Below are 20321 nucleotides of genomic sequence, written 5' to 3' on the forward strand. Positions count from 1 at the left end.
GCCAGCGCCCGCTTGCGCGTCGCGGCGGGCGGCGTAGGCTCTCGCCAGCGAGGGAGAGCGAGATGAGCGAACGCCGCACGATCACCACCATGTGCCCGATGAACTGCCACCCCACCCTTTGCGGCATGAAGGCGGAGGTGGAGGGTGAGAGGCTCCTCTCGATCACCGGGGACGAGACCAACCCGGATTCCCTCGGCTTCCTCTGCATGCGCGGGAACGCCGCGCACCAGATCGTTGGCAACCCCGCCCGCCTCCTCCATCCGCTGATCCGGGAGCGGCGGGGCGGGGCGTTCCGGCAGGCGACATGGGAGGAGGCCATGAGCCTCGTCGCCGCGCGGATGGAGGCGGCGGGCCCGGGGGCGAGCGGTTTCTGGCCGGGCCACGGCCTCGCCGCGAACGATTACGGCGTCGGCGTGAAGCGCGCGCAGGTCGAGCGTTTCGCCAATCTCCGGGGGGACCAGTTCTGGAACCCGGCGATGATCTGCTGGGGCATGGGCGGCTTCGGCTTCGGCATCACCGGCGCGCTGGATACCTCGACGAAGGAGGATATGGGCGCGAATTCCGCGATGATCCTGCTCTGGGGCGCCAACACCGTCAGCCAGGCGCAGACCATCCGCCATGTGGAGGAGGCGAAGCGGCGCGGCGCGCGGATCGTCTGCATCGACGTGCGGAAGACGGAGGCCGGCGCGTTGGCCCATGAAACCCTGATCGTGAGGCCGGGAACCGACGCCGCGCTCGCCCTCGCCATGATGCGCGTCATCGTCGCCGAAGGGCTCCATGACGCCGATTTCGTCGCCGCCCACACGCTAGGCTTCGACGCGCTCGAAGCGCATCTCCCCCGCTTCACGCCCGCATGGGCGGAGGCGGAGACGGGGGTGGAGGCAGCGCGCATCACCGCCCTCGCCCGCGATTATGCAAGAACGCGCCCGGCGATGATCGTCGCCGGCGGCTCCTCGCTCCACAAGGGCGCGAACACATGGCGCGCGGCCCGGGCGATCTCCTGCCTCCCGGCGCTGACCGGGGACTACGGCCGCCCCGGCGGCGGCCTCGGCCCGCGCCACGGCGCGCGGAGCCACGGCGCCGGCTTCGTCGACATCTCCGCGAAGGCGCGGCGCCCCGCCGGCCCGGTCGTCCCCAACCAGATGGAGGACATCGTCGAAGCGATGGAGACGGGGGCGGTGAAGGTGTTCCACTCCTTCGGCGCGAATCCGCTTTCCGCCTTCGCCGACACGAACCGCGCGCGCGCCGCCTTCGCGAAGGCCGATCTCGTCGTCGCGCATGACATCTTCATGAACCAGACGATCCGGGAGGCGGCGGACGTCGTCCTCCCCGGCACGATCTGGCTGGAGGAGATCGGGGTGAAATCCACCAACGGCTGGGTCCATCTGACCGAGCGCGCCCTGCCGCCCGCGGGCGAGGCGCGGCCCTCCTGGGCCATCCTCGCTGACCTCGCCGCCCGGCTCGGCATGGAGGATGTCTATCCCTGGCCCGATCAGGAAGCCGCCATCGACGCCGTGCTCGACCATCCCGGAACCGGCCACGCGACGGTTGCGAAGCTCCGCGCCGCGGGCGGTCGCCTGCCGCTCGCCATTGACCCCGTCGGCCATCCCGGCCGCGTCTTCGCCACGCCCTCCGGCAAGATCGAGTTTGTCTCCGACCGCGCCGCCGCGATGGGCCTCCCGCCGCTCCCTGAACCCGGGGAGGCGATGGACGGCGCCCATCCGCTCCGCCTCGCTCAGGGGCGGAGCTTCGCCCATTTCCATTCCTTCTACGACCATGGCCGCGCCCTCCCCGACCTCGTGGCGCGGGAGCCGGAGCCGCAGCTCTGGCTCGCCCCGGCGGACGCGGAGGCGCGCGGCGTGGAGGACGGGGACGCGATCATCCTGCGCAACAACCGCGGCGAATTCCGTGCCGCCGCGAAGGTCACTCCGCGGATGCCCGCCGGCGCCGTCTGGATGCGGGACGGATGGCCGGGCGCCAACGCGCTGACAGACGGCGCCTCCGTCCTGCCGGAGGCGGCGCTCGGCCTCTTCTGGTTCTCGGTCGGCCAGAACGGTTTCGGCGCTTCGGTGGAGGTGGAGCGGGCCTGAGCCCCGCTCAGCCGATCACCCGCCGCACCTCCAGCACCGGCCCGCCGCCTGCCTCCGCGATGCGGGCCTTCGCCGTCTCGAAGGGCTCCGCCGCCACCGCCATGTGATGTGCGTTGGCGTGAAGCATCATGGCCGGGGAGGTCATGATCGCGACATGCCCCTTCCAGAAGACGAGATCGCCTCGCTTCAGCGCCCCGCGGGCCGGAACCTCGCGCCCGAGCGCCGCCATCTGCATGTCGCTGTCGCGCGGGCAACTCATCCCCGCGGCCAGCAGCGCCGCCTGCACGAGCCCTGAACAGTCGAACCCGGCGGGCGAGCGGCCGCCCCAGAGATAGGGCGCGCCGAGGAAGCGCTCCGCCGTCCCGACCCAGAGCTTCTCCTCCGTCTCGACCGGCCGGAGCGCCGCCGAGGCGGCGAAGCCGCCCGGATCGAGCGCGACCCAGCCGCCCTCCGCCTCCCCCGTCACGGTTACGAGCGCGCCGAAGGGCACCGCACCGAAGGCGCGGGATTTCACGGCGGGCTCCGGATGGATCAGCGCCTGCAGCGCATGGACCCGGTGCGTCGGCGCCGTTTTCGGGTCTGGCATCAGGTCCGCCTGCGGCACATAGCCGACATAGCCGTCCCGCCGGCACTGGCCCCAGGCCCAGCCGCGCTCGACCTCATAGGCGTCGAAATCCTCTCCGAAGAGAAGCTGGCTGACCTGCTCCGAATCCGCATCCGGCCTCGCGCTCATCGGCGCGACCGGCACGGCGCAGCGCATCGGCTGGGCGGAGGCGTAGGCCTCCGCCTCCACCTTCCCGCGCAGCTCCAGCGGCGCGAGATCGGGGCGGACGGGGGTGACGCGCGGGTCCCCCGCGAAACGGTCCTCAGCCATGCCGCGCCTCCAGAACCGAAAAGACCGCCCGCGCCGCCATGCATTCCCCGCCCTTGGGGCGCCCTGGCGCAGCGGAATTGTTGAAGCCGTTGATGTCGAAATGCGCCCAGGGAATGCCTGCGCCGACGAAGCGCCGGAGGAAGAGCGCGGCGGTGATCGCCCCGCCGAACCCGCCCGAGGGCGCATTGTCGAGGTCCGCCACTGGCGATTTCAGGTCCTCGTCGTAAGGGTCCCAGAGCGGCAGCCGCCAGACCGGGTCCCGCGCCCGGCGCGAAGCGGCTTCGAGATCGGCGGCGAGCGCCTCGTCGTCGGTGAAGAAGGGCGGCAGGTCCAATCCCGTCGCCACCCGCGCCGCGCCGGTCAGCGTCGCGAAATCGACCATCAGCGCCGGCGGCGTCTCGGAGGCGAGCGCCAGCGCATCCGCGAGGATGAGCCGCCCTTCCGCATCCGTGTTCCCGATCTCGACCGTCAGCCCCTTGCGGGATTTCAGCACGTCCCCCGGCCGGAAGGCGCCGGCGGAGACGGCGTTCTCCACCGTCGGGATGAGGATGCGAAGCCGCACCTTCAGCCCCCGCGCCATCACCATGTGGCCGAGCGCGAGCGCCGCCGCAGCCCCGCCCATGTCCTTCTTCATCATCCGCATCGCCGCTGCGGGCTTCAGGTCCAGCCCGCCCGTGTCGAAGGCGACGCCCTTGCCGACGACCGTCACCGCCGGATGCGCCTCGTCCCCCCATGTCAGCTCGATCAGCCGCGGCGCCTCCGCCGCCGCCCGGCCGACCGCATGGATCATCGGAAAATTCGCCTCCAGCAGCGCCTCCCCGACGATGGAGGAGACCTCCGCCCCGTGCCGCGCGGCGAGCGCCCGCGCCGCCGCCTCGATCGCCTCCGGCCCCATGTCGTTCGCCGGCGTGTTGATGAGATCGCGCGCGAGATAGACGCCCTCCGCGATGGCGAGGAGCCGCGCCGCGTCCACGCCTTCCGGCGCCGCCAGCGTCGCCTTTTGCGGCGGCGCGGCCTTGTAACGGCCGAAGCGATAGGCGGCGAGGAGCCAGCCGAGCGCCGCCTCCTCCGCCTCATCCGGGTCGAGATCGCCCACGATCGCCCAGGGCCCTTCCGGCGCCTTCGCCGCGAACACCGCCAGCGCGAAGCGCCGCGCCCGCCGCCCCCGCGCATCGCCCCAGCCGAAAAGCGCGCCCGAAGCCGCGCCGCCCGGCCCGGGCAGGATCACGCTCTCCCCGAGCTTCCCCGCAAAGCCGTGAAGCCGCGCCCAGGCCGCCTCCGCCTCCGGCAGCGCGGCGAGCGCGGCCTCGGCCCCCTCGGCGGGGATCAGGCGCAGGGGCAGGGGCTTCGCGCCCCGGTCGGCGAAGGCTGGACTCATCGTCTTGAACTCCCGTCAGAAATAGAGGCCTAGGCCGAAGGAGCCGAAACCGACGCCGAGCCCGGCGCCGACGTTCACGCCGCCCGAGCCGACGCCTACGCCAAGGCTCGGATAGACCCGCGGATAGGACCGCGCCCGCGGCTCATATATTTCGGCATGGCGCGAAAGCCCGGCATCCTCCCGCGCCGTCCGCCAGCCCTCCAGCCAGTCCGCCTCCTCGGCCGCGGTCAGCGCCCGGCCCCCGCGGGCGCAGGCCTCGCGATAGGAAAGCAGCTTCGCCTCCGCCGCCCCCTCCCGCCCGTCCGAATAGCCGACAGCGCCCCAGTCCGCCCGGCACTGCTCGGGCGAAAGCGTCGCCGTCGTCGCCGCGCAGGCGGAGAGGAGGAGGGGCGCGAGCAGGAGGGCGAAGCGGCTCATGCGGGCAATCTATGCGCCCCTCGCGGCGAAAGCGAGGCGGTCAGCGCCCGCCCGCCACATCCACATGCGTCCCGGTCACATAGCTCGCCTCGTCCGACAGGAGCCACAGGATCGCGTTCGCCGTCTCCTCGGCCGTCCCCGCACGGCCGAGCGGCTGGTCCGGCCCCTGCGTCCTTGCCCGGTCCGCGAGCCCGGCGTCCGCGTGGATCTCCGTGTCGATGATCCCGGGCCGCACCGCGTTCACCCGCACCGAAGGCGCAAGCTCGAGCGCGAGGCCGCGGGTCAGCGTGTCCATCGCGCCCTTCGAGGCGGCGTATTCCGTGAAGTTGAACGCTCCGCCGAGCCGGGCCGCGGCGGAAGAGAGAAGCACGATGGAGCCGCCCGGCCCGCCCTTCGCCACAGGCATCCGCCGCGCCGCCTCCCGAGCAGTCAAGAGCGCGCCGGTCACATTCACTTCGATGACGCGGGCGATGCGCGCTGCGTCCATCTCTGCGAGCGGCATGACGGGGCCGACGATCCCGGCGTTCACCACGCATTTCGTGACGGAGCCGAGACTCTCCCCAAGGTCGAAGAGCGCGGAGAGATGCGCCTCGTCCCGCACGTCGCCTTTCAGCATCTCGCAGCGGACGCCGATGGCGATGGCGGACTCCGCCGTCGCCTCCGCCGCCGCGTCGTTCGAGACATAGGAGAAGGCGACGTCCCACCCCCGCTCCGCGGCCCCGAGGATGACGGCCCGGCCGATGCCGCGGGCGCCGCCGGTGATGACGAGAACAGGCATGATCTTCCTTTCGCTTTCAGCGAAGCTGCCCGCCCCGGCGCCGCAAGGTCAAGGCCCGGCGGGCGGTGGACAAAGCCCGCCCCCTCCTGTTCTCTGCCGGCAACCAGAAACCGGAGAGGATCCCCGATGAAAGCCCTGATCTGCGAAGCCTTCGGCCCCTACAAGAGCCATCAGGTGAAGGACGTTCCGGCGCCGGCGATGAAGCCCGGCCATGTCCGCGTCGCCGTCCGCGCGGCGGGCGTGAACTTCCCTGACATCCTGATCGTCGAGGGCAAGTACCAGTTCAAGCCGCCCTTTCCCTTCATCCCGGGCGCCGAGGCCGCGGGCGTCGTCACCGAGGTCGGGGAGGGAGCCTCGGGCTTCGCGCTGGGGGACAAGGTCTTCTTCGGCTCGATCCACGGCTGCTTCGCGACCGAGATCGTCGTGCCCGCCGCCAGCCTCTTCCGGATGCCCGAGGGCATGAGCTTCGAGACGGCGGCGGCCGTAAACCTCGTCTACGGCACCTCCTGGCACGCGCTGAAGGACCGGGCGCAGTTGAAGGCGGGGGAGACGCTCTTCGTCCTTGGCGCCGCGGGCGGCGTCGGCCTCGCGGCGGTGGAGCTCGGCAAGGCGGTCGGCGCCAAAGTCATCGCCGGGGCGAGCTCCGCCGAAAAGCTCGCCGTCTGCCGCGAGCATGGCGCGGACATGGTGATCAACTATGCCGAGGAGGACATCAAGGAGAAGGTGCGGGAGCTTTCCGGAGGCGGCGTGGACGTCGTCTACGATCCGGTGGGGGACAAGCTGGCCGAGCCCGCCTTCCGCGCCCTCGGCTGGGAAGGGCGCTATCTCGTCGTCGGCTTCGCGGGCGGCGAGATTCCGAAGCTCCCGCTCAATCTCACGCTCCTGAAATCCGCCGATGTGCGCGGCGTCTTCTGGGGCCAGTGGATCGCCCGCAATCCGGAGAAGCACAGGCAGAATGTATCGGAATTCCTGAAGTTCTGGGAGGAAGGGAAGATCAGCCCGCGCATCTCCTCCTCGCACCGCCTCGAGGATTTCGTGAAGGCCTATGACGACATCGCGGAGCGGCGGGCCATGGGCAAGGTCGTCCTGACGATGGAGTGAGTCGCGGCGGCGGGCTCAGCCCGCCCCGCCCTCCTCGGGCCGCGTCCAGATGAAGAGGAGCACGGCGGAGAGAACCGCCGCCTGCAGCGCCAGCAGCCAGGCCGCCAGTCCGAGCGCGAGCGAAATCCCGAAAGCCGCGCCGATGGAGGCGGTCGCCAGCCACTTCGCCCGCCGCCGGATCGCGCCGGAAGCCCGCCAGTCCGCGATCGGCGGGCCGAAGGTCGGATGCGCCAGCAGCCAGTCATGGAACCGCCCGGAGGAGCGCGCGAAGCAGAACGCCGCGAGGAGGAGGAACGGCACCGTCGGCAGGAGCGGCAGCACGACGCCCACCGCAGCGAAGCCGACGGCGAGACATCCCGAGAGGAGCCAGAAGAACCGCATCGCGCCTAGATAGAGGCTCGGCGCCCCCGCGTCACCGCGCGGCGGGAATTTTCTCCCTGTCCCATGGCGCTCCGCGCGCCTAGACTCGAAGGGAGGCGATGATGAGCGACGCCGGCCCTGCACTCTCGATCCTGACCGCCCTCGGCGGCCTCGGCATGTTCCTGCTCGGCATGTCGCTGATGACGGGCGGGCTTCGCGCCGTCGCCGGGGCGCGGCTCCGCGCCGGCCTTGCGCGCGCGACGGGGCGGCCCGCCCGCGCCGCGCTCGTCGGCGCCGGGGCGACCGCCCTCCTGCAATCCTCGAGCGCGGTGATCGTCACCGTCGTCGGCTTCGTCGGCGCCGGGCTGATGACCTTCCCGCAGGCGCTGGGCGTCATCCTGGGCGCCAATGTGGGGACGACGGCGACGGGCTGGATCGTCTCTCTGCTCGGTATCCGGCTCGACCTCGCCGCGCTCTTCGCCCCGCTCACGCTCGCCGGCGCCTTGATGAGCGCGCTCTCGCCGGGCCGCGCCGCCGCGCTTGGCCGGGCGCTCGCCGGGTTCGGCCTCCTCTTCATCGGGATCGAGGCGATGCAGTCCGGCATGGGCTTCCTCGCCGAACGGTTCGGGCCGGAAGCTTTCCCGGGGGACGATCTCGCCGGCCGGTTGCAGCTTGTCGGCCTCGGTCTCGCGCTCACCCTCGTCACGCAATCGTCGAGCGCCGGGATCGTCGCCGCCCTCGCCGCGCTCGCCTCCGGCCTCATCTCCTTCCCGCAGGCCGCCGCCCTCGCCATCGGGATGGATGTGGGGACGACCGTCACCGCCGTCCTCGCCACGATCGGCGGGCGGAGCGCGGCGCGCCGCACGGGCGCGGCGCATGTGATCTACAACGTCCTCACCGGGATCATGGCCTTCGCGCTCCTCACCCCGGCGGGCATGGCGGTTTCGGCATGGGAGCGGATGGCGGGCGGCTACTCGCCCGAAATCGCGCTCGTCGCCTTCCACAGCGGGTTCAACATCCTCGGCGCGCTTCTCGGCCTCCTCTTCATTCGCCCCCTAGCCCGGCTGATCGAGGCGCTGACGCCGGAGCGCGGGCCGCGCCTCACCGCGCCGCTGGAGGAGCGGCTGCTGGAGGAGCCGCCCGTCGCCGCGATGGCGGCCGCGGAGGCCGCGGCGCGGATCGCGGACGATCTTCTCGCCGCGCTCGCCCGCGCGCTTGGCGGCTCACCGGTCGACCTTTCCGCGAACCGGGAGGCGGTGGAGGCCCTGCGGCTCTATGTCGGGCGCATCCGGGTCGGCTCCGCCGATCCGGCTGTCCATGCGCGGATGAACCACGTCATCCACATGCTCGACCATCTCGCCCGGCTTCATCACCGCGCCGCGCAGGCCGAACGCCGCGCGCTTCTTGCCGCCGGCGGCGCGATGGAGGCCGAGGGCCGCGCGCTCGCCGCGTGCCTCGCCGCGCCGGAGGCCGGGCGCGAGGCTGCGGCCTCCGCCCTCCGCGCGCGGCTCGAAGCGGAGGCGGGCGCCTTCCGCGCGCGGGAGATCATGGAGAGCGCCCGCGGCGAGCAGAGCCTCGACGCGGCGATCGCCCAGCTCGACGCGATCCGCTGGGCGATTCGCGTCTCCGATCATGTCGCCCGTCTCTCCGTCCACCGGGGCGCGCTGGCGGAAGATCAGAGGTCGAGCAGCCCCTGAGCGCCCTTCGCCCGGCCCCGTTTCGGCGCCGCCGGCCCGCCCGCGGCGACGGCCCGCGCCTCCCCGTCCGCAAACTGTAGCGTCAGCGCCGCGCCGGGCTTCACCGCGCCCGCCCGCGTCACCACCCCCGCATCGCCCCGCACGATGGCGTAGCCCCGCGCCAGCACGCCTTCCGGCCCGAGCGAGAGGAGGAGCCGCCCGGCCTCCGCCAGCCGCCGCCGCTCCCGCTCCGGCGCGGCGGCGCCCGCGCGGGCGAGGCGGGCGGCGAGGCCGGCGAGCCGCGCCCGCCGCTCCTCCGTCCCGCGCCCCATCCGCTCCGGAGCCCGGTCGAGCCGGGCGGCGAGCCCGCCGAGCAGCCGGTTCGCCTCCCGAAGCCGTGCGGCGAGGATCTGCGGCCCGAACCGCCCCGCGGGGCCCGCAAGCATCCCCGCGCGCTTCTTCGCCGCGAGGGCGGAGAGGGCGCGCGGCAGGCCCTCGGCGCGCAGGTCGAGCCGCTGCCGCGCCTCCGCGATCAGCGCCTCGGGGCGGGGCAGGGCGCGGGCGAGGTCGCGCAGGCGGCGCCGCCGCTCCTCCAGCATCCGCGCCAGCGCGCGCGCCCGCCGCTCCTCCAGCCCCGCGAGCCGGGCGAGGAGCTCGCCCCGGACCGGCGCCGCCATCTCCGCCGCCGCACTCGGCGTCGGGGCGCGGCGGTCGGCGGCGAAGTCGATCAGCGTCACGTCCGTCTCGTGACCCACCGCCGAGATGAGGGGAATCTCCGATGCCGCGGCGGCGCGGACCACGATCTCCTCGTTGAAGCCCCAGAGATCCTCGACCGATCCGCCGCCCCGCGCGACGATCAGCACGTCGGGCCGGGGCAGCCCCGCCGCCGGAAAGGCGTTGAAGCCGCGGATCGCGGCGGCGACCTCCCCCGCGCAGGCCTTGCCCTGCACCGCCACCGGCCAGACCAGCACCTCCATCGGGAAGCGCTCCGCCAGCCGGTGCAGAATGTCCCGGATCACCGCGCCCGAGGGCGAGGTGACGACGCCGACGACGCGGGGCAGGAACGGAATGGGCCGCTTCCGCTCCGCCGCGAAGAGCCCCTCGGCCGCCAGCGCCGCCTTCCGCTTTTCTAGCTGCGCCATCAGCGCGCCCATGCCGGCGGGGGCGAGCCGGTCCACGATCAGCTGATAGCGGGACTGGCCGGGAAAGGTGGTGAGCCGCCCCTCGGCCACCATCTCCATCCCCTCCTCCGGCTCCGTCTCGAACCCGGCGGCGACGCCCTTCCAGGCGACGGCGTTCAGCACGGCGCGGTCGTCCTTCAGGTCGAAATAGAGATGGCCGGAGCGGGGGCGGGAGACGCGGCCGATCTCCCCCCTGACCCGCACCCGGTCGAACGCGCCCTCCACGACGCGCTTCACCGCGCCGGAAAGCTCCGAGACGGTGAGTTCGGGCAGGTTGCCGGGCGCGCCCGGCTCGTCTTCCAAGAGGTCCATGCGCCTTCGTAGCAAGCGGGGCAGGGCGCGTCACCTGCCGGCGGGCGAGGGGCCGGAATCGGGGGTTCTGGCCGGATTTCCATGGAAATCGGCCTCGGAGCATTGAAAAGGCTTGGAAAAAGTCGTGATCGATTGTTTCAGGCGTCGGAATGGGAGGCTCCATAACCCATGATGAGGGGCGCGCGACGCTCCCAAGAGCGCCCGGCCGATCTGACCCGCTGCAGATCGGCCCGCGCCCGCCGCCCCCTCGGCGGGCGCGTCTCGCGCCCACCGCGGCGGTCACGGTCCGATCTTCGAGCGACGCGGCGGCTTGGCGCCCCTCGCCCTCCGGCTTGCGCCTCCGGGCGACGGCCTCTGCGGCCTTCCACTGGAAGGCCGCTGATCGAGGCCGGGGGAAGGAACGGAAAGGTCGCGCTCTGTCCAATTCCTCTCGCGCGCCTTGCCCGCCCGAGCCCGCTTCGCTACGGACGCGCCAGCAGGGAGGGCGCCAGCCGCGCTCAAGCAGCCCGCAGGGCGGTAGCGCAAAGGGGGAATTCCATGGACATCCTCATTCTCGGCGGCGGCGGGCGGGAGCATGCGCTGGCGCGGGCGATCCGGCTCCACCCCGAGTGCGGTCGCCTCGTCGTCGCCCCCGGCAATGCCGGGATCGCCGCCATCGCCGAATGCGCGCCCCTCCCCATCGAGGATGGCGCCGCCGTCGCCGCTTTCGCGAAGGCGGAGGGGATCGGCCTCGTCGTCGTCGGGCCGGAGGCGCCGCTCGCCGCCGGCGCGGCGGACGCGCTCATGGAGGCCGGGATTCCCGTCTTCGGCCCCTCCCGCGCCGCGGCGATGCTGGAGGCCTCCAAGGGCTTCACCAAGGAAATCTGCGCCGCCGTTGGCGCGCCGACCGCCGCTTACGGCCGCTTTTCCGACCTCGAAAGCGCCCGCGCCTATCTCCGCGCGAAGGGCGCCCCCATCGTCGTGAAGGCGGACGGGCTCGCCGCCGGCAAGGGCGTCACCGTGGCGGAGACCATGGCGGAAGCGGAGGCGGCGCTCGACGCGATCTTCGCCGGCGCCCACGGCGCGGCGGAGGTGGTGATCGAGGAGGTGCTGCGGGGCGAGGAAGCCTCCTTCTTCGTCCTCTGCGACGGCGCCCGCGCCCTCCCCCTCGGCTCGGCGCAGGACCACAAGCGCGCCTTTGACGGGGACGAGGGGCCGAATACCGGCGGCATGGGCGCCTATTCCCCCGCCCCGGTGATGACGGCGGAGGTCGAGGCCCGCGCGATGCGGGAGATCGTGGAGCCCTGCCTTGCGGAGATGGCCCGCCGCGGCGCGCCCTTCCGCGGCGTGCTCTTTGTCGGGCTTATGATCGAGGCTGGCGTTCCGCGCCTCGTCGAGTTCAACGTCCGCTTCGGGGACCCGGAATGCCAGGCGCTGACGCTCCGGCTCGGCGACGCGCTCCTCCCCCTCCTCCTCGCCGCCGCCGAAGGGCGCCTGCCCGAGGCCGCGCCGCCGCTCCGCCCCGTCCATGCCCTCGCCGTCACCGTCGCCGCCAAGGGCTATCCGGGCGACTATGCGAAGGGCGAACCGATCCGCGGGCTCGACGCGGCCGGCGCCCTTCCCGGCGTCACCATCTTCCACGCCGGCACGGCGCGGGATGGGGAGGAGATCGTCTCGAACGGCGGCCGCGTCCTCACCGTCACGGCGAAGGGGGAGACGCTCGCGGAGGCGCGGGCGCGGGCCTATGCGGCGGTGGATCTTGTCGACTGGCCGGGCGGTTTCTGCCGGCGGGATATCGGCTGGCGCGCGCTCGGCGGCTGAGACCGGAGGCGCGTGCGAGCCTATGTCACAAAAGTGTCATAAATCAGGACTCTGTTTCGAAACAGAGCCTTGACCCCCCTGCGCACTGTGCGCAGAGGCTCACCGCCCCAGCAGCGCCCGCGCCACATCCTCCCGGATTTCCCGCCGCGCGACCATCTCCGCCGCCACCCGGTCGATCTCCGGCCCCTCCGCCCCCGCCGCGATGGCGACGTTGCGGGCGTGGAGCCCCATATGCCCGCGCTGGATGCCTTCCGTCGCCAGCGCCCGCATGGCGGAGAAGTTCTGGACGAGGCCGACCGCGGCGATCACCCGCGCCAGCCTGTCCGCCCCCTTCGCGCCCATGACCTTCAGCGCGAGCCGCGCCGTTGGATGCGCCTTCGTCGCGCCGCCCACGATCCCGACCGGCATGGGCAACTCGATCAGCCCGGAAAGATCGCCCGCGGCCGTCTTCTCATAGCGCGTCAGCGGGCCGTAGCCGCCGGGCCGCGTCGCCGCGAAGGCGTGCGCGCCGGCCTCCAGCGCCCGCGTGTCGTTGCCGGTGGCGAGGCCGACGGCGGAGATTCCGTTCATGATCCCCTTGTTGTGCGTCGCCGCCCGATACGGGTCCGCGAAGGCGAAGGCGGCGGCCTCCAGCATCCGGTCCACCACCTCCGCCCCGATCTCCGCCGCGGGCCAGACGGCGCGGGCGCGCACCAGCCGCCGGTCCGCAAGGTTCGAGAGGATACGGAGGCCGACGCGCCCGCCCGTCCAGCGCTCGACATGCGGCGCGAGCCGCTCCGCCATCGTGTTGACGGCGTTGGCCCCCATCGCGTCCCGCACGTCGACGATCAGGTGGAGGATCAGGAACCCGCCCGCGACCCGCGCCTCGATCCCCCGGAACCCGCCGCCGAGGGAGACGAGCATCGGGTCGCACTGGTCGCAGAGCGCGCCGATCTCCGCCTCCCGCTCGAAGAGCTTGGCGCGGGCGGCGAGCGGGTCCGAAAGGCCGATCACCTGAACCTGCGCGATCATCCGCGGCGCATCCGCCGAGGTGAAGACGCCGCCCGAGGCGCGGCAAGCCTTCGCCCCGTTGCAGACCGCGGCGATGACGGAGCTTTCCTCCGTCGCCATCGGAACCAGCGCCTCCTCCCCGTCCACAATCAGGTTGGTGGCGACGCCGAGCGGGATCGCCATCACGCCGATCACGTTCTCGGACAGATGGTCGGCAAGTTCGCCCTCGGCCTCGGAGGCCGCGGCGAAGCGCGCGACCTCGGCGGCGTCGAGCCCCGCGGCCTTCGCCACGGCTTCGAGCCGCTCGGCGCGCGACAGGTTGTGGAATCCCGGCAGTCTCGATGTGGTCATGGCCCTCTCCCTCGGGCGGGAGAGGGCCGGGTTCCGGCCCGTCTGTCAACGGGCCGGAGCGCTGTTCAGGCCCGCTTCCGCCGGATGAAGGCGACGGCGCCGAGCGCGCCGAGGAGGAGCGGGAGCGTGGCCGGCAGCGGCACGGCGCCGACCTGGACGTTGATCGTCGACGAGGCGAGAAGCGTGCTCGTCCCCTTGGCGAAGGCGCTGAGCGTGATCGTGTAGAGGCCCCGCTCGTTCGGATCGAAGGACGAAAGCTGCGGCAGCAAGCCGACGAGGAAAAGGAAGTTGACGGAATTCTGCGCGACATTGTTCGACTCGATGAGCGCGCTGTAGCTCGCCTCGTCTGTCGCCTTGGAGCCGCCGCCGTTGCCCGTCGTGTTGTTCCCTATCGCATGGTCCGCGACGGTGAAGCTGTTGATCGGGTCGAACAACACGTCGACTCTGGTCCCTGCACCCGGGTCCCCGTCGATCGCGAACAGATAGTCGAGATCGTCCAGCGCACGGCCCGACCCGTCGAAACCCGAGTTGATCGACCACTCGAAGTTCCACTTCGCGGCCTGCGGGTTGTTCGGCGCGAAGCCGAAGCCCGGGGAGGGCGCGCCGGTGTCGAACGAGTAGGTACCGGCGCCGTTCGAGTTGAACGTGTTCTCGGGCAGGTTCGACGCGTTGAACCGCACCTTGGCGCGCAGCCCGATCTCGACGCCGTTCGACCGGTCCACCGTGAACCCGCCATTGGCGTTGCCGGAGCCGAAGATCACGTCCGGCGTCACGTTCTGGTCGAAGAGCAGCGGCGCCGCCTGTGCGGCGCCCGCAAAGGCCAAGGACGCCGCGAGCGCGGCGACTATCGTCGTTTTCATGATTTCGTCCCCATCGTTGAGCGAGGGGAGCGGGCGACAATCAAACACGACGCGCTTCACGCGATCCGCCCGAGCCCCACAAACACGTCGCGAGCGTTACACGGCGCTGTGAGAATCGCAACGATTGATTAACCACCCGCCCGCCCCGCGCGGTTGCGGGGCGGGCGGGGGGGCTCAGAGGTCCCGCACGTCCGCGAGCCGCCCGGTCAGCGCCGCGGCGGCGGCCATGGCCGGGCTCATCAGGTGGGTGCGCCCGCCGCGGCCCTGCCGCCCCTCGAAATTGCGGTTCGAGGTGGAGGCGCAGCGCTCGCCCGGCGCCAGCTTGTCGGCGTTCATGGCGAGGCACATGGAGCAGCCGGGCTCGCGCCAGTCGAAGCCCGCGGCCTTCAGGATATCCGCGATCCCCTCCTCCTCCGCCATCGCCTTCACGAGGCCGGAGCCGGGGACGACCATGGCGCGGAGGCCGGACTTGACCTTCTTGCCCTCGACGACCTTCGCCACCGCCCGCAGGTCCTCGATCCGCCCGTTGGTGCAGGAGCCGATGAAGACCGTGTCGATGGCGACATCGCGGAGCGCCATGCCGGGCGTGAGGCCCATATATTCGAGGCTGCGCGCCGCGGCGGCCTGCTTGCCCGGGTCGGCGAAGCTCTTCGGGTCGGGCACCACGGCAGTGATCGGCAGCACGTCCTCCGGGGAGGTGCCCCAGGTGACGACCGGCGCGATGTCCTCGCCCCTGAGCGTCAGCACCTTGTCGAAATGCGCGCCCTCGTCGGAGAAGAGCTTGCGCCACTCGGCCACCGCCATCTCGTAGGCGGCGCCCTTCGGCGCGTGCGGGCGGCCCTTCACATAGTCGAACGTCTTCTCGTCCGGCGCGATGAGGCCGGCGCGGGCGCCGCCCTCGATCGCCATGTTGCAGACGGTCATCCGCCCTTCCATCGAAAGCTCGCGGATCGCCTGCCCGCAATATTCGATCACATGGCCGGTGCCGCCCGCGGTGCCCGTCGCGCCGATGATGGAGAGCGTGATGTCCTTCGCGGTGACGCCGAGGGGGAGGGAGCCCGTCACCTCCACCTTCATGTTCTTCGACTTCTTCTGGATCAGCGTCTGCGTCGCCAGCACATGCTCGACCTCGGAGGTGCCGATGCCGTGCGCCAGCGCGCCGAAGGCGCCGTGCGTCGCGGTGTGGCTGTCGCCGCAGACGATGGTCATGCCCGGCAGGGTCCAGCCGAGTTCCGGCCCGATGATGTGGACGATGCCCTGCCGGATGTCGGTCACGTCGTAATAGGTGATCCCGAATTCCTCGGCGTTCGCCTTCAGCGTCTCGACCTGGATGCGGCTTTCCTCGTCGTCGATGCCGCCGGCGCGGTTCGTCGTCGGCACGTTGTGGTCCGGCACGGCGACGGTCATGCCCGGCTGGCGGACCTTCCGGCCCGTCATGCGAAGGCCCTCGAAGGCCTGCGGGCTCGTCACCTCATGGACGAGGTGGCGATCGATGTAGAGGAGGCAGGTGCCGTCCTCCGCCTCATGGGCGAGGTGGGCGTCCCAGATCTTGTCATAGAGGGTCTTCGGCGCGGGCATGGGTCTCTCCCATCGGTGAATCGGCAGGCTGGCGTTCTGGTGCGGGCCCGGTTCAGGAGGCGCGTGCGCGCCGGGCGAACCCGGCGAAGAACCGCCAGGGCAGCCGCTTCCTGTCGTCGATCTCCGCGCGCCGGCTCATGGGGTTTCCTCTAGCCGAGGGCGGGCGCGCCGGCAAGCGGAGCGGGGCGGTCATGCGAAAGGGTGCGCATTCATCTTCTTTGTAAATTCCACAGGGTCGATTGGGGCTGGACCGTATCCAGGAGCGCCCGGCTGATCTGACCCGCGGCAGATCAGCCCGCGCCCGCCGCCCCTCCGGCGGGCGCGTCACCGCGCCCACCGCGGCGTGCACGGCCCGATCTTCGACGTCCAGGCGAGCTTGGCGCCCCTCGCACTGCGGCTTGCGCCTCCGGGCGACGGCCTCGGCATCTCTCCCCCGGAGAGATGCGCTTCGAGGCCGGGATAGGCATGGAGAGCGGGCGCGGAGTGCGAACCGCTGTCCTCTCACGCCAGCCCCACCTCCCGCAGCACCGCATCCGTATCGCGCCCCCGGCCGCGCTGGGCGGGCGGGCGGGGCGGGCGGGCGTCCGGGCGAAGCGGGGGGCGGGCGCCGCCTGCATCACGCCGCCGACCGGCGCGAGCACGCCGCGCGCCGCCATCTGCGGATGCGCCGGCGCCTCCTCCCAGTCCATCACCGGGGCGACGCAGGCGTCGGACCCGGCGAAGGCCGCCGCCCATTCATCCCGAGTCCGCGTCGCGAAGACCTCTTCGTAGAGCGCGTGGCGCGCCGGCCATTCCGCCCTTTCCTCCTGCGTCTCCCCGTGCGCCGCCGGCAGCCCGGCGATGCGGAGGAGCGCGGCGTGGAACTGCGGCTCCAGCGCGCCGACGGAGAGGAACTTCCCGTCCCGGCAGCGATAGGTCCGGTAGAAGGGCGCGCCGCCGTCCAGCAGGTTCGCCTCCCGCTCGTTCCGCCACCAGCCGCGGGCGAGGAAGGAATGGAAGAGCGACATGAGCGCCGTCGCCCCGTCGATCATCGCCGCGTCGACCACCTGCCCCCGGCCCGAACGCCCCCGCTCGTAGAGCGCGGAGAGGACGCCGAGGAGAAGGAACATCGTCCCTCCCGCATAATCCGCCCCGATGTTGAGCGGCGGCGGCGGCGTCTCCCCCCGCCGGCCGATGGCGTTCAGCACGCCCGTGATCCCGAGATAGTTGATGTCGTGGCCGGCGGTGGGGGAGAGCGGGCCGTCCTGCCCCCAGCCCGTCATCCGCCCGAAGACGAGGCCGGGATTGGCCGCGAGCATCGGTTCGGGCCCGAGGCCGAGCCGTTCCATCACGCCGGGGCGGAAGCCCTCGATCACCACATCGGCCCGCGCAATCAGCCGCTTCGCCGCCTCCAGCCCGCGCTCGCTCTTGAGGTCGAGCGCGGCGGAGCGCTTGCCGCGGTTCACGATGTCGGTCGGGTCCGCCGGCCCCGCCTTGCGGACGATCAGCGTCACCTCCGCGCCGAGATCGGCGAGGAACTGCCCCGCCAGCGGGCAGGGGCCCAGCCCCTCCATCTCGATGACGCGCAACCCCGCGAGCGGCCCCGCCGCCTTCCCCTCATCCATCCCGTCCCTCCTGCCGCGCCTCTCCGGGCGCTGTTCGATTCGCATCGTTCGCGCCGGACCTTGCCCGAGCGCCGCGCCCCGCGCCAGCGCCTCAGGCGAGGCCGAGCGAGACGAGCATGGAGGGAATCTGCCGCCGCATGGCGAAGAAGCCGCGGTCCGCATGGGGCCAGGCGACCTCGTCATGCGGGCGCATGAGCCGGATCAGCCGCACCCCCGCCGCCTCCATCTCCGGCTCCGCCGCGTCGAGATGCGCGGCGGCGGGGCCGATGGCGGGGCGGGCGGTGACGATGAAATGCAGGTCATGCCGTCGCGCCCAGTCGATCAGCGCGGCGGGCCAGAGCCGGTCCTCCCCCCGCTCCGCCTCGACGCCGAAGCGCGCCGAGGCGCGGGCGAGCGCGTCGCGGAGCGCGCCCTCCGCAAAGGCGCGGGCGCGGACCCCTGCCGGAAGGGGCGAGCGCCCGTCCACCGCCGAAAGGCCGAGGATCGCCGCCGGCGGATAGGGCGGCGCGAGGCTTTCCGGCGAACAATCCTCGCCGTGCAGGAGGAGGCCGTATCGCCCGCCGCCGAACCGCTCGCCCCGCGGCGGCGGCGCGGTGGCGGGGAGCGCGGAGGCGGGCGGCGCCTCCGCCGCTGTCGCGAGGCCGGCGGGGCGGAACCGCCCGGCGGTGTAGGTCTCGATGTTCTCCGCCCGCGCGAGATAGGTCTTGCCCTGCGTGTGCAGCCCCGCCACCCAGCGCCAGCCGAGCGTGTTCGAGGCCGGGTCCCCGTCCATCAGGTGCCGGAGGAAGAAATCCGCGCCGAGGACCCAGGGCAGCCGCAGCGTGAAGATCCAGATCGAGGCGAACCACATCCGCGCGTGGTTGTGGAGCCAGCCCGTCTCCTTCAGCTCCCGCGCCCAGTCGTCGAAGCCCTCGATCCCGGCGCGGCCCGAAACAGCGGCCTCATAGGCGGCGAAGAGGCCCGGATTGCGCTCGAACCGCGCCAGCTGCCGGTCCAGCTCCACCCGGTAGGCGCGCCAGATCGCCGGCCGCCGCTCCATCCAGCCTTTGTAGTAGGAGCGCCAGAACACCTCCTCCACGAACTTCCCCGCCGCCTCCGGCCCATGCGCGGCAAGCGCGGCGGAAAGCGCCTCGTCCTCGAGGATCAGGCGATGGCGGAGATAGGGGGAGAGGCCGGAGACATTGCTCCTGTCCGCCGGTCCGAAATCGAAATTCCGCCGCTCGGCATAGGCGCTTCCGGCCCGCGGCGCGAACTCCGCGAGCCTCGCAAGGCCCGACGCACGGTCAGGACGCCAGCCCCCCTCCATCGTTCCCCGCCTTCTCGCCCGCCTTCTTCCTGCGGCAGCGTTCAGAGCAATAAAGGACCGATTCCCAGTCTCGCGCCCATTTTTTCCGCCATGCGAAAGGCTTTCCGCAGATTGGACAGGTCTTCGTCGGCAGGTCGCCCTTGCGCCGCATCTTCACTCCGGGAATGGCAGCGAGAGCTGCCCCTCCGCCGCCTTCCGCCGCCCGCCGCGATGGGGAATCCCCGCCCGGCGGGAGCCGTGCTTCGCCTGGATCGCCGCCGCAGGCCCCGCGAATCCCGCCGCCTCCCGCCGGCGCCAGAGCGCCTCCCGCGCCCGCCGCGCCGCCGCCTCGTGATCGATCAGCGGCGGCGGATAGGCGAGCGCGCGCGCCCCGTCCCAGAGCCAGGGTTCATGGATGAGCGGGGCGGGAACGGGGCCGAGCTCCGGCAGCCAGCGGCGGATGAAGGCGCCCGTCGCGTCCTGGTCCTTCCCCTGCTTCACCGGGTTGTAGATGCGGATCGTGTTCACGCCCGTCATCCCCGCCTGCATCTGGACCTGCGGCCAGTGGATGCCCGGCTCGTAATCGGTGAAGAGCCGGGCGAGATGCGCCCCCGGCCGCCGCCAGCCAAGCCCGAGATGATGCGCGGCGAGGGAGACGAGCATCGCCCGCATCCGGAAATTGAGCCATCCCGTCGCTGCGAGGCTCCGCATGCAGGCGTCCGCAAAGGGCAGGCCCGTCTCGCCGTTCGCCCAAGCGTCGAAGCCCTCGCCCGCGGCTTCGTCGCCGCGATAGGCGGGGTGGAGCGCCCGGCGTTCGATCTCCGGCTCGTCCTCCAGCTTCTGCATGAAATGGTCGCGCCAGTGCAGCCGGCCGGAAAAGGAGGCGAGCGCGCCGGGCCAGAGCCCGCCCGGCCGCTCCGCCCGCCGCGCGGCGAGCGCCTGCGCCGCCTCCCGCATCGAGAGCGTCCCCCAGGCGAGATGGGGCGAGAGGCGGGAGCAGGCTTCCGCCGCCGGAACCGGCGCGGACATGGCGCGCCTGTAGGTCTCCCCCCGCTTCGCGAGGAAGCTTTCGAGCCGCTCGAGCGCCGCGCGTCGCCCGCCCGCCTGCCGGCCGGGGCACGGGTCGGGCGCGAGGCCGAGGGCGGCGGCGGAGGGGATCGGGCCGGGCTCCACGCCGGAAAGCGGCGGGAGCGCGGGCGGCTTCGCGACGGGCTCCGCCATGAACGCATCCCAGCGCCGCGCCCAGCCATCCCGGCTCCCGATCCGGCGGATTACGCCCGCTTGCCGGAACTCCCGCCAGGGAACGCCCCGCGCCCGCGCCCAGGCGGCGACGCGCCTGTCCCGCGCGAAGGAATGCAGGTCCCCCGTCTCCTCATGGCTCCAGAGCCCGGCGAGCCCGTGCGCCCGCCTGATCGCCTCGAACACCGCCTCCGGCTCCCCGAGACGGATGACGAGCGGCTGCCCGAGCGCCGCGAGCGCCGCCCGCAGCTCCGCGAGGCACTCGGAAACGAAGTCCCGGTGCCGCCCGGCCATCGTCTCCTGCCCCCACCATCCCGGCTCCGCGACGAAGAGCGGGAGGACAGGCCCGGCCTCCGCCGCGGCGGCGAGCGGGCGGTGATCCTCCACGCGGAGGTCGCGCTTGAACCAGACGATGTGGAGCGGGGCGGGCATGGCGCGGGAGATAGG

Annotated in this window: 17 protein-coding genes; 4 read left to right on the forward strand and 13 right to left on the reverse strand. The window is 72.5% G+C overall.

What is annotated here, in order from left to right:
- The first annotated feature begins 62 nt into the window (after positions 1-62).
- Positions 63-2090, forward strand: coding sequence for a molybdopterin-dependent oxidoreductase (locus ACE37J_RS19465; protein WP_409714568.1), 2028 nt, complete (start codon positions 63-65; stop codon positions 2088-2090).
- 7 nt (positions 2091-2097) lie between these two features.
- Here the strand turns inward: ACE37J_RS19465 and ACE37J_RS19470 are convergent, their stop codons facing one another.
- Genes ACE37J_RS19470 through ACE37J_RS19485 form a run of 4 tightly spaced genes read right to left on the reverse strand, consistent with a single transcriptional unit; the run spans position 2098 to position 5537 of the window.
- Positions 2098-2964, reverse strand: coding sequence for an NlpC/P60 family protein (locus ACE37J_RS19470; protein WP_409714571.1), 867 nt, complete (start codon positions 2962-2964; stop codon positions 2098-2100).
- Positions 2957-4342 carry a leucyl aminopeptidase family protein gene (locus ACE37J_RS19475; RefSeq protein WP_409714574.1) on the reverse strand — a complete coding sequence of 462 codons (1386 nt, stop codon included), beginning with the start codon at positions 4340-4342 and terminating at the stop codon, positions 2957-2959. Before ACE37J_RS19475 ends, ACE37J_RS19470 begins: the two co-directional genes overlap by 8 nt.
- A 15-nt stretch (positions 4343-4357) precedes the next feature.
- Positions 4358-4759 carry a hypothetical protein gene (locus ACE37J_RS19480; RefSeq protein ID WP_409714577.1) on the reverse strand — a complete coding sequence of 134 codons (402 nt, stop codon included), beginning with the start codon at positions 4757-4759 and terminating at the stop codon, positions 4358-4360.
- Between the two features lie 40 nt (positions 4760-4799).
- A complete protein-coding gene (locus ACE37J_RS19485) occupies positions 4800-5537 on the reverse strand; it encodes an SDR family oxidoreductase (protein WP_409714580.1) in 738 nt (245 codons plus the stop codon).
- A 126-nt stretch (positions 5538-5663) separates the two neighbouring features.
- On the opposite strand from ACE37J_RS19485, the gene ACE37J_RS19490 reads away from it, so the two are divergent.
- Positions 5664-6638, forward strand: a complete 975-nt coding sequence (locus ACE37J_RS19490) for an NADPH:quinone oxidoreductase family protein (protein WP_409714583.1) — start codon at positions 5664-5666, stop codon at positions 6636-6638.
- A gap of 15 nt (positions 6639-6653) precedes the next feature.
- On the opposite strand, the gene ACE37J_RS19495 is transcribed toward ACE37J_RS19490, so the two are convergent.
- Complete coding sequence (locus tag ACE37J_RS19495; RefSeq protein WP_409714586.1) at positions 6654-7019, reverse strand: YbaN family protein; 366 nt, start codon at positions 7017-7019, stop codon at positions 6654-6656.
- 101 nt (positions 7020-7120) lie between these two features.
- On the opposite strand from ACE37J_RS19495, the gene ACE37J_RS19500 reads away from it, so the two are divergent.
- On the forward strand, positions 7121-8695 hold the full coding sequence (locus ACE37J_RS19500) for a Na/Pi cotransporter family protein (protein WP_409714589.1): 1575 nt from the start codon (positions 7121-7123) through the stop codon (positions 8693-8695).
- Here the strand turns inward: ACE37J_RS19500 and xseA are convergent.
- Positions 8674-10167, reverse strand: coding sequence for an exodeoxyribonuclease VII large subunit (xseA, locus tag ACE37J_RS19505; protein ID WP_409714592.1), 1494 nt, complete (start codon positions 10165-10167; stop codon positions 8674-8676). The genes ACE37J_RS19500 and xseA overlap by 22 nt on opposite strands.
- A gap of 537 nt (positions 10168-10704) precedes the next feature.
- Between xseA and purD the strand changes: the two genes are divergently transcribed.
- Positions 10705-11967: a phosphoribosylamine--glycine ligase gene (gene purD / locus ACE37J_RS19510; RefSeq protein ID WP_409714595.1), complete on the forward strand. Its 1263-nt coding sequence runs from the start codon at positions 10705-10707 to the stop codon at positions 11965-11967.
- Between the two features lie 99 nt (positions 11968-12066).
- Here purD and ACE37J_RS19515 read toward each other — a convergent pair whose 3' ends face one another.
- The 7 genes from ACE37J_RS19515 to ACE37J_RS19545 form a co-directional block, all read right to left on the reverse strand.
- Positions 12067-13308 (reverse strand): hydroxymethylglutaryl-CoA reductase, degradative, encoded by a 1242-nt coding sequence (locus ACE37J_RS19515; protein ID WP_409714598.1) that lies wholly within the window; start codon positions 13306-13308, stop codon positions 12067-12069.
- Between the two features lie 65 nt (positions 13309-13373).
- The gene (locus ACE37J_RS19520) at positions 13374-14168 is read right to left on the reverse strand and encodes a hypothetical protein (protein WP_409714601.1); all 795 of its coding nucleotides are present in this window, start codon (positions 14166-14168) and stop codon (positions 13374-13376) included.
- 174 nt (positions 14169-14342) lie between these two features.
- On the reverse strand, positions 14343-15746 hold the full coding sequence (gene leuC, locus ACE37J_RS19525) for a 3-isopropylmalate dehydratase large subunit (protein ID WP_409714604.1): 1404 nt from the start codon (positions 15744-15746) through the stop codon (positions 14343-14345).
- 290 nt (positions 15747-16036) lie between these two features.
- The gene (locus tag ACE37J_RS19530; protein WP_409714607.1) at positions 16037-17350 is read right to left on the reverse strand and encodes a CoA transferase; all 1314 of its coding nucleotides are present in this window, start codon (positions 17348-17350) and stop codon (positions 16037-16039) included.
- A gap of 91 nt (positions 17351-17441) precedes the next feature.
- Complete coding sequence (locus tag ACE37J_RS19535) at positions 17442-18656, reverse strand: FAD-binding domain-containing protein (protein WP_409714610.1); 1215 nt, start codon at positions 18654-18656, stop codon at positions 17442-17444.
- Positions 18634-18807, reverse strand: coding sequence for a DUF2256 domain-containing protein (locus ACE37J_RS19540; protein WP_409714613.1), 174 nt, complete (start codon positions 18805-18807; stop codon positions 18634-18636). The genes ACE37J_RS19535 and ACE37J_RS19540 overlap by 23 nt, the downstream gene beginning before the upstream one ends.
- Before the next feature lie 2 nt (positions 18808-18809).
- Positions 18810-20306, reverse strand: a complete 1497-nt coding sequence (locus tag ACE37J_RS19545; RefSeq protein ID WP_409714616.1) for a deoxyribodipyrimidine photo-lyase/cryptochrome family protein — start codon at positions 20304-20306, stop codon at positions 18810-18812.
- Positions 20307-20321: the final 15 nt, after the last annotated feature.

Source organism: Pikeienuella sp. (assembly GCF_046290545.1).
Lineage (GTDB): Bacteria > Pseudomonadota > Alphaproteobacteria > Rhodobacterales > Rhodobacteraceae > Pikeienuella.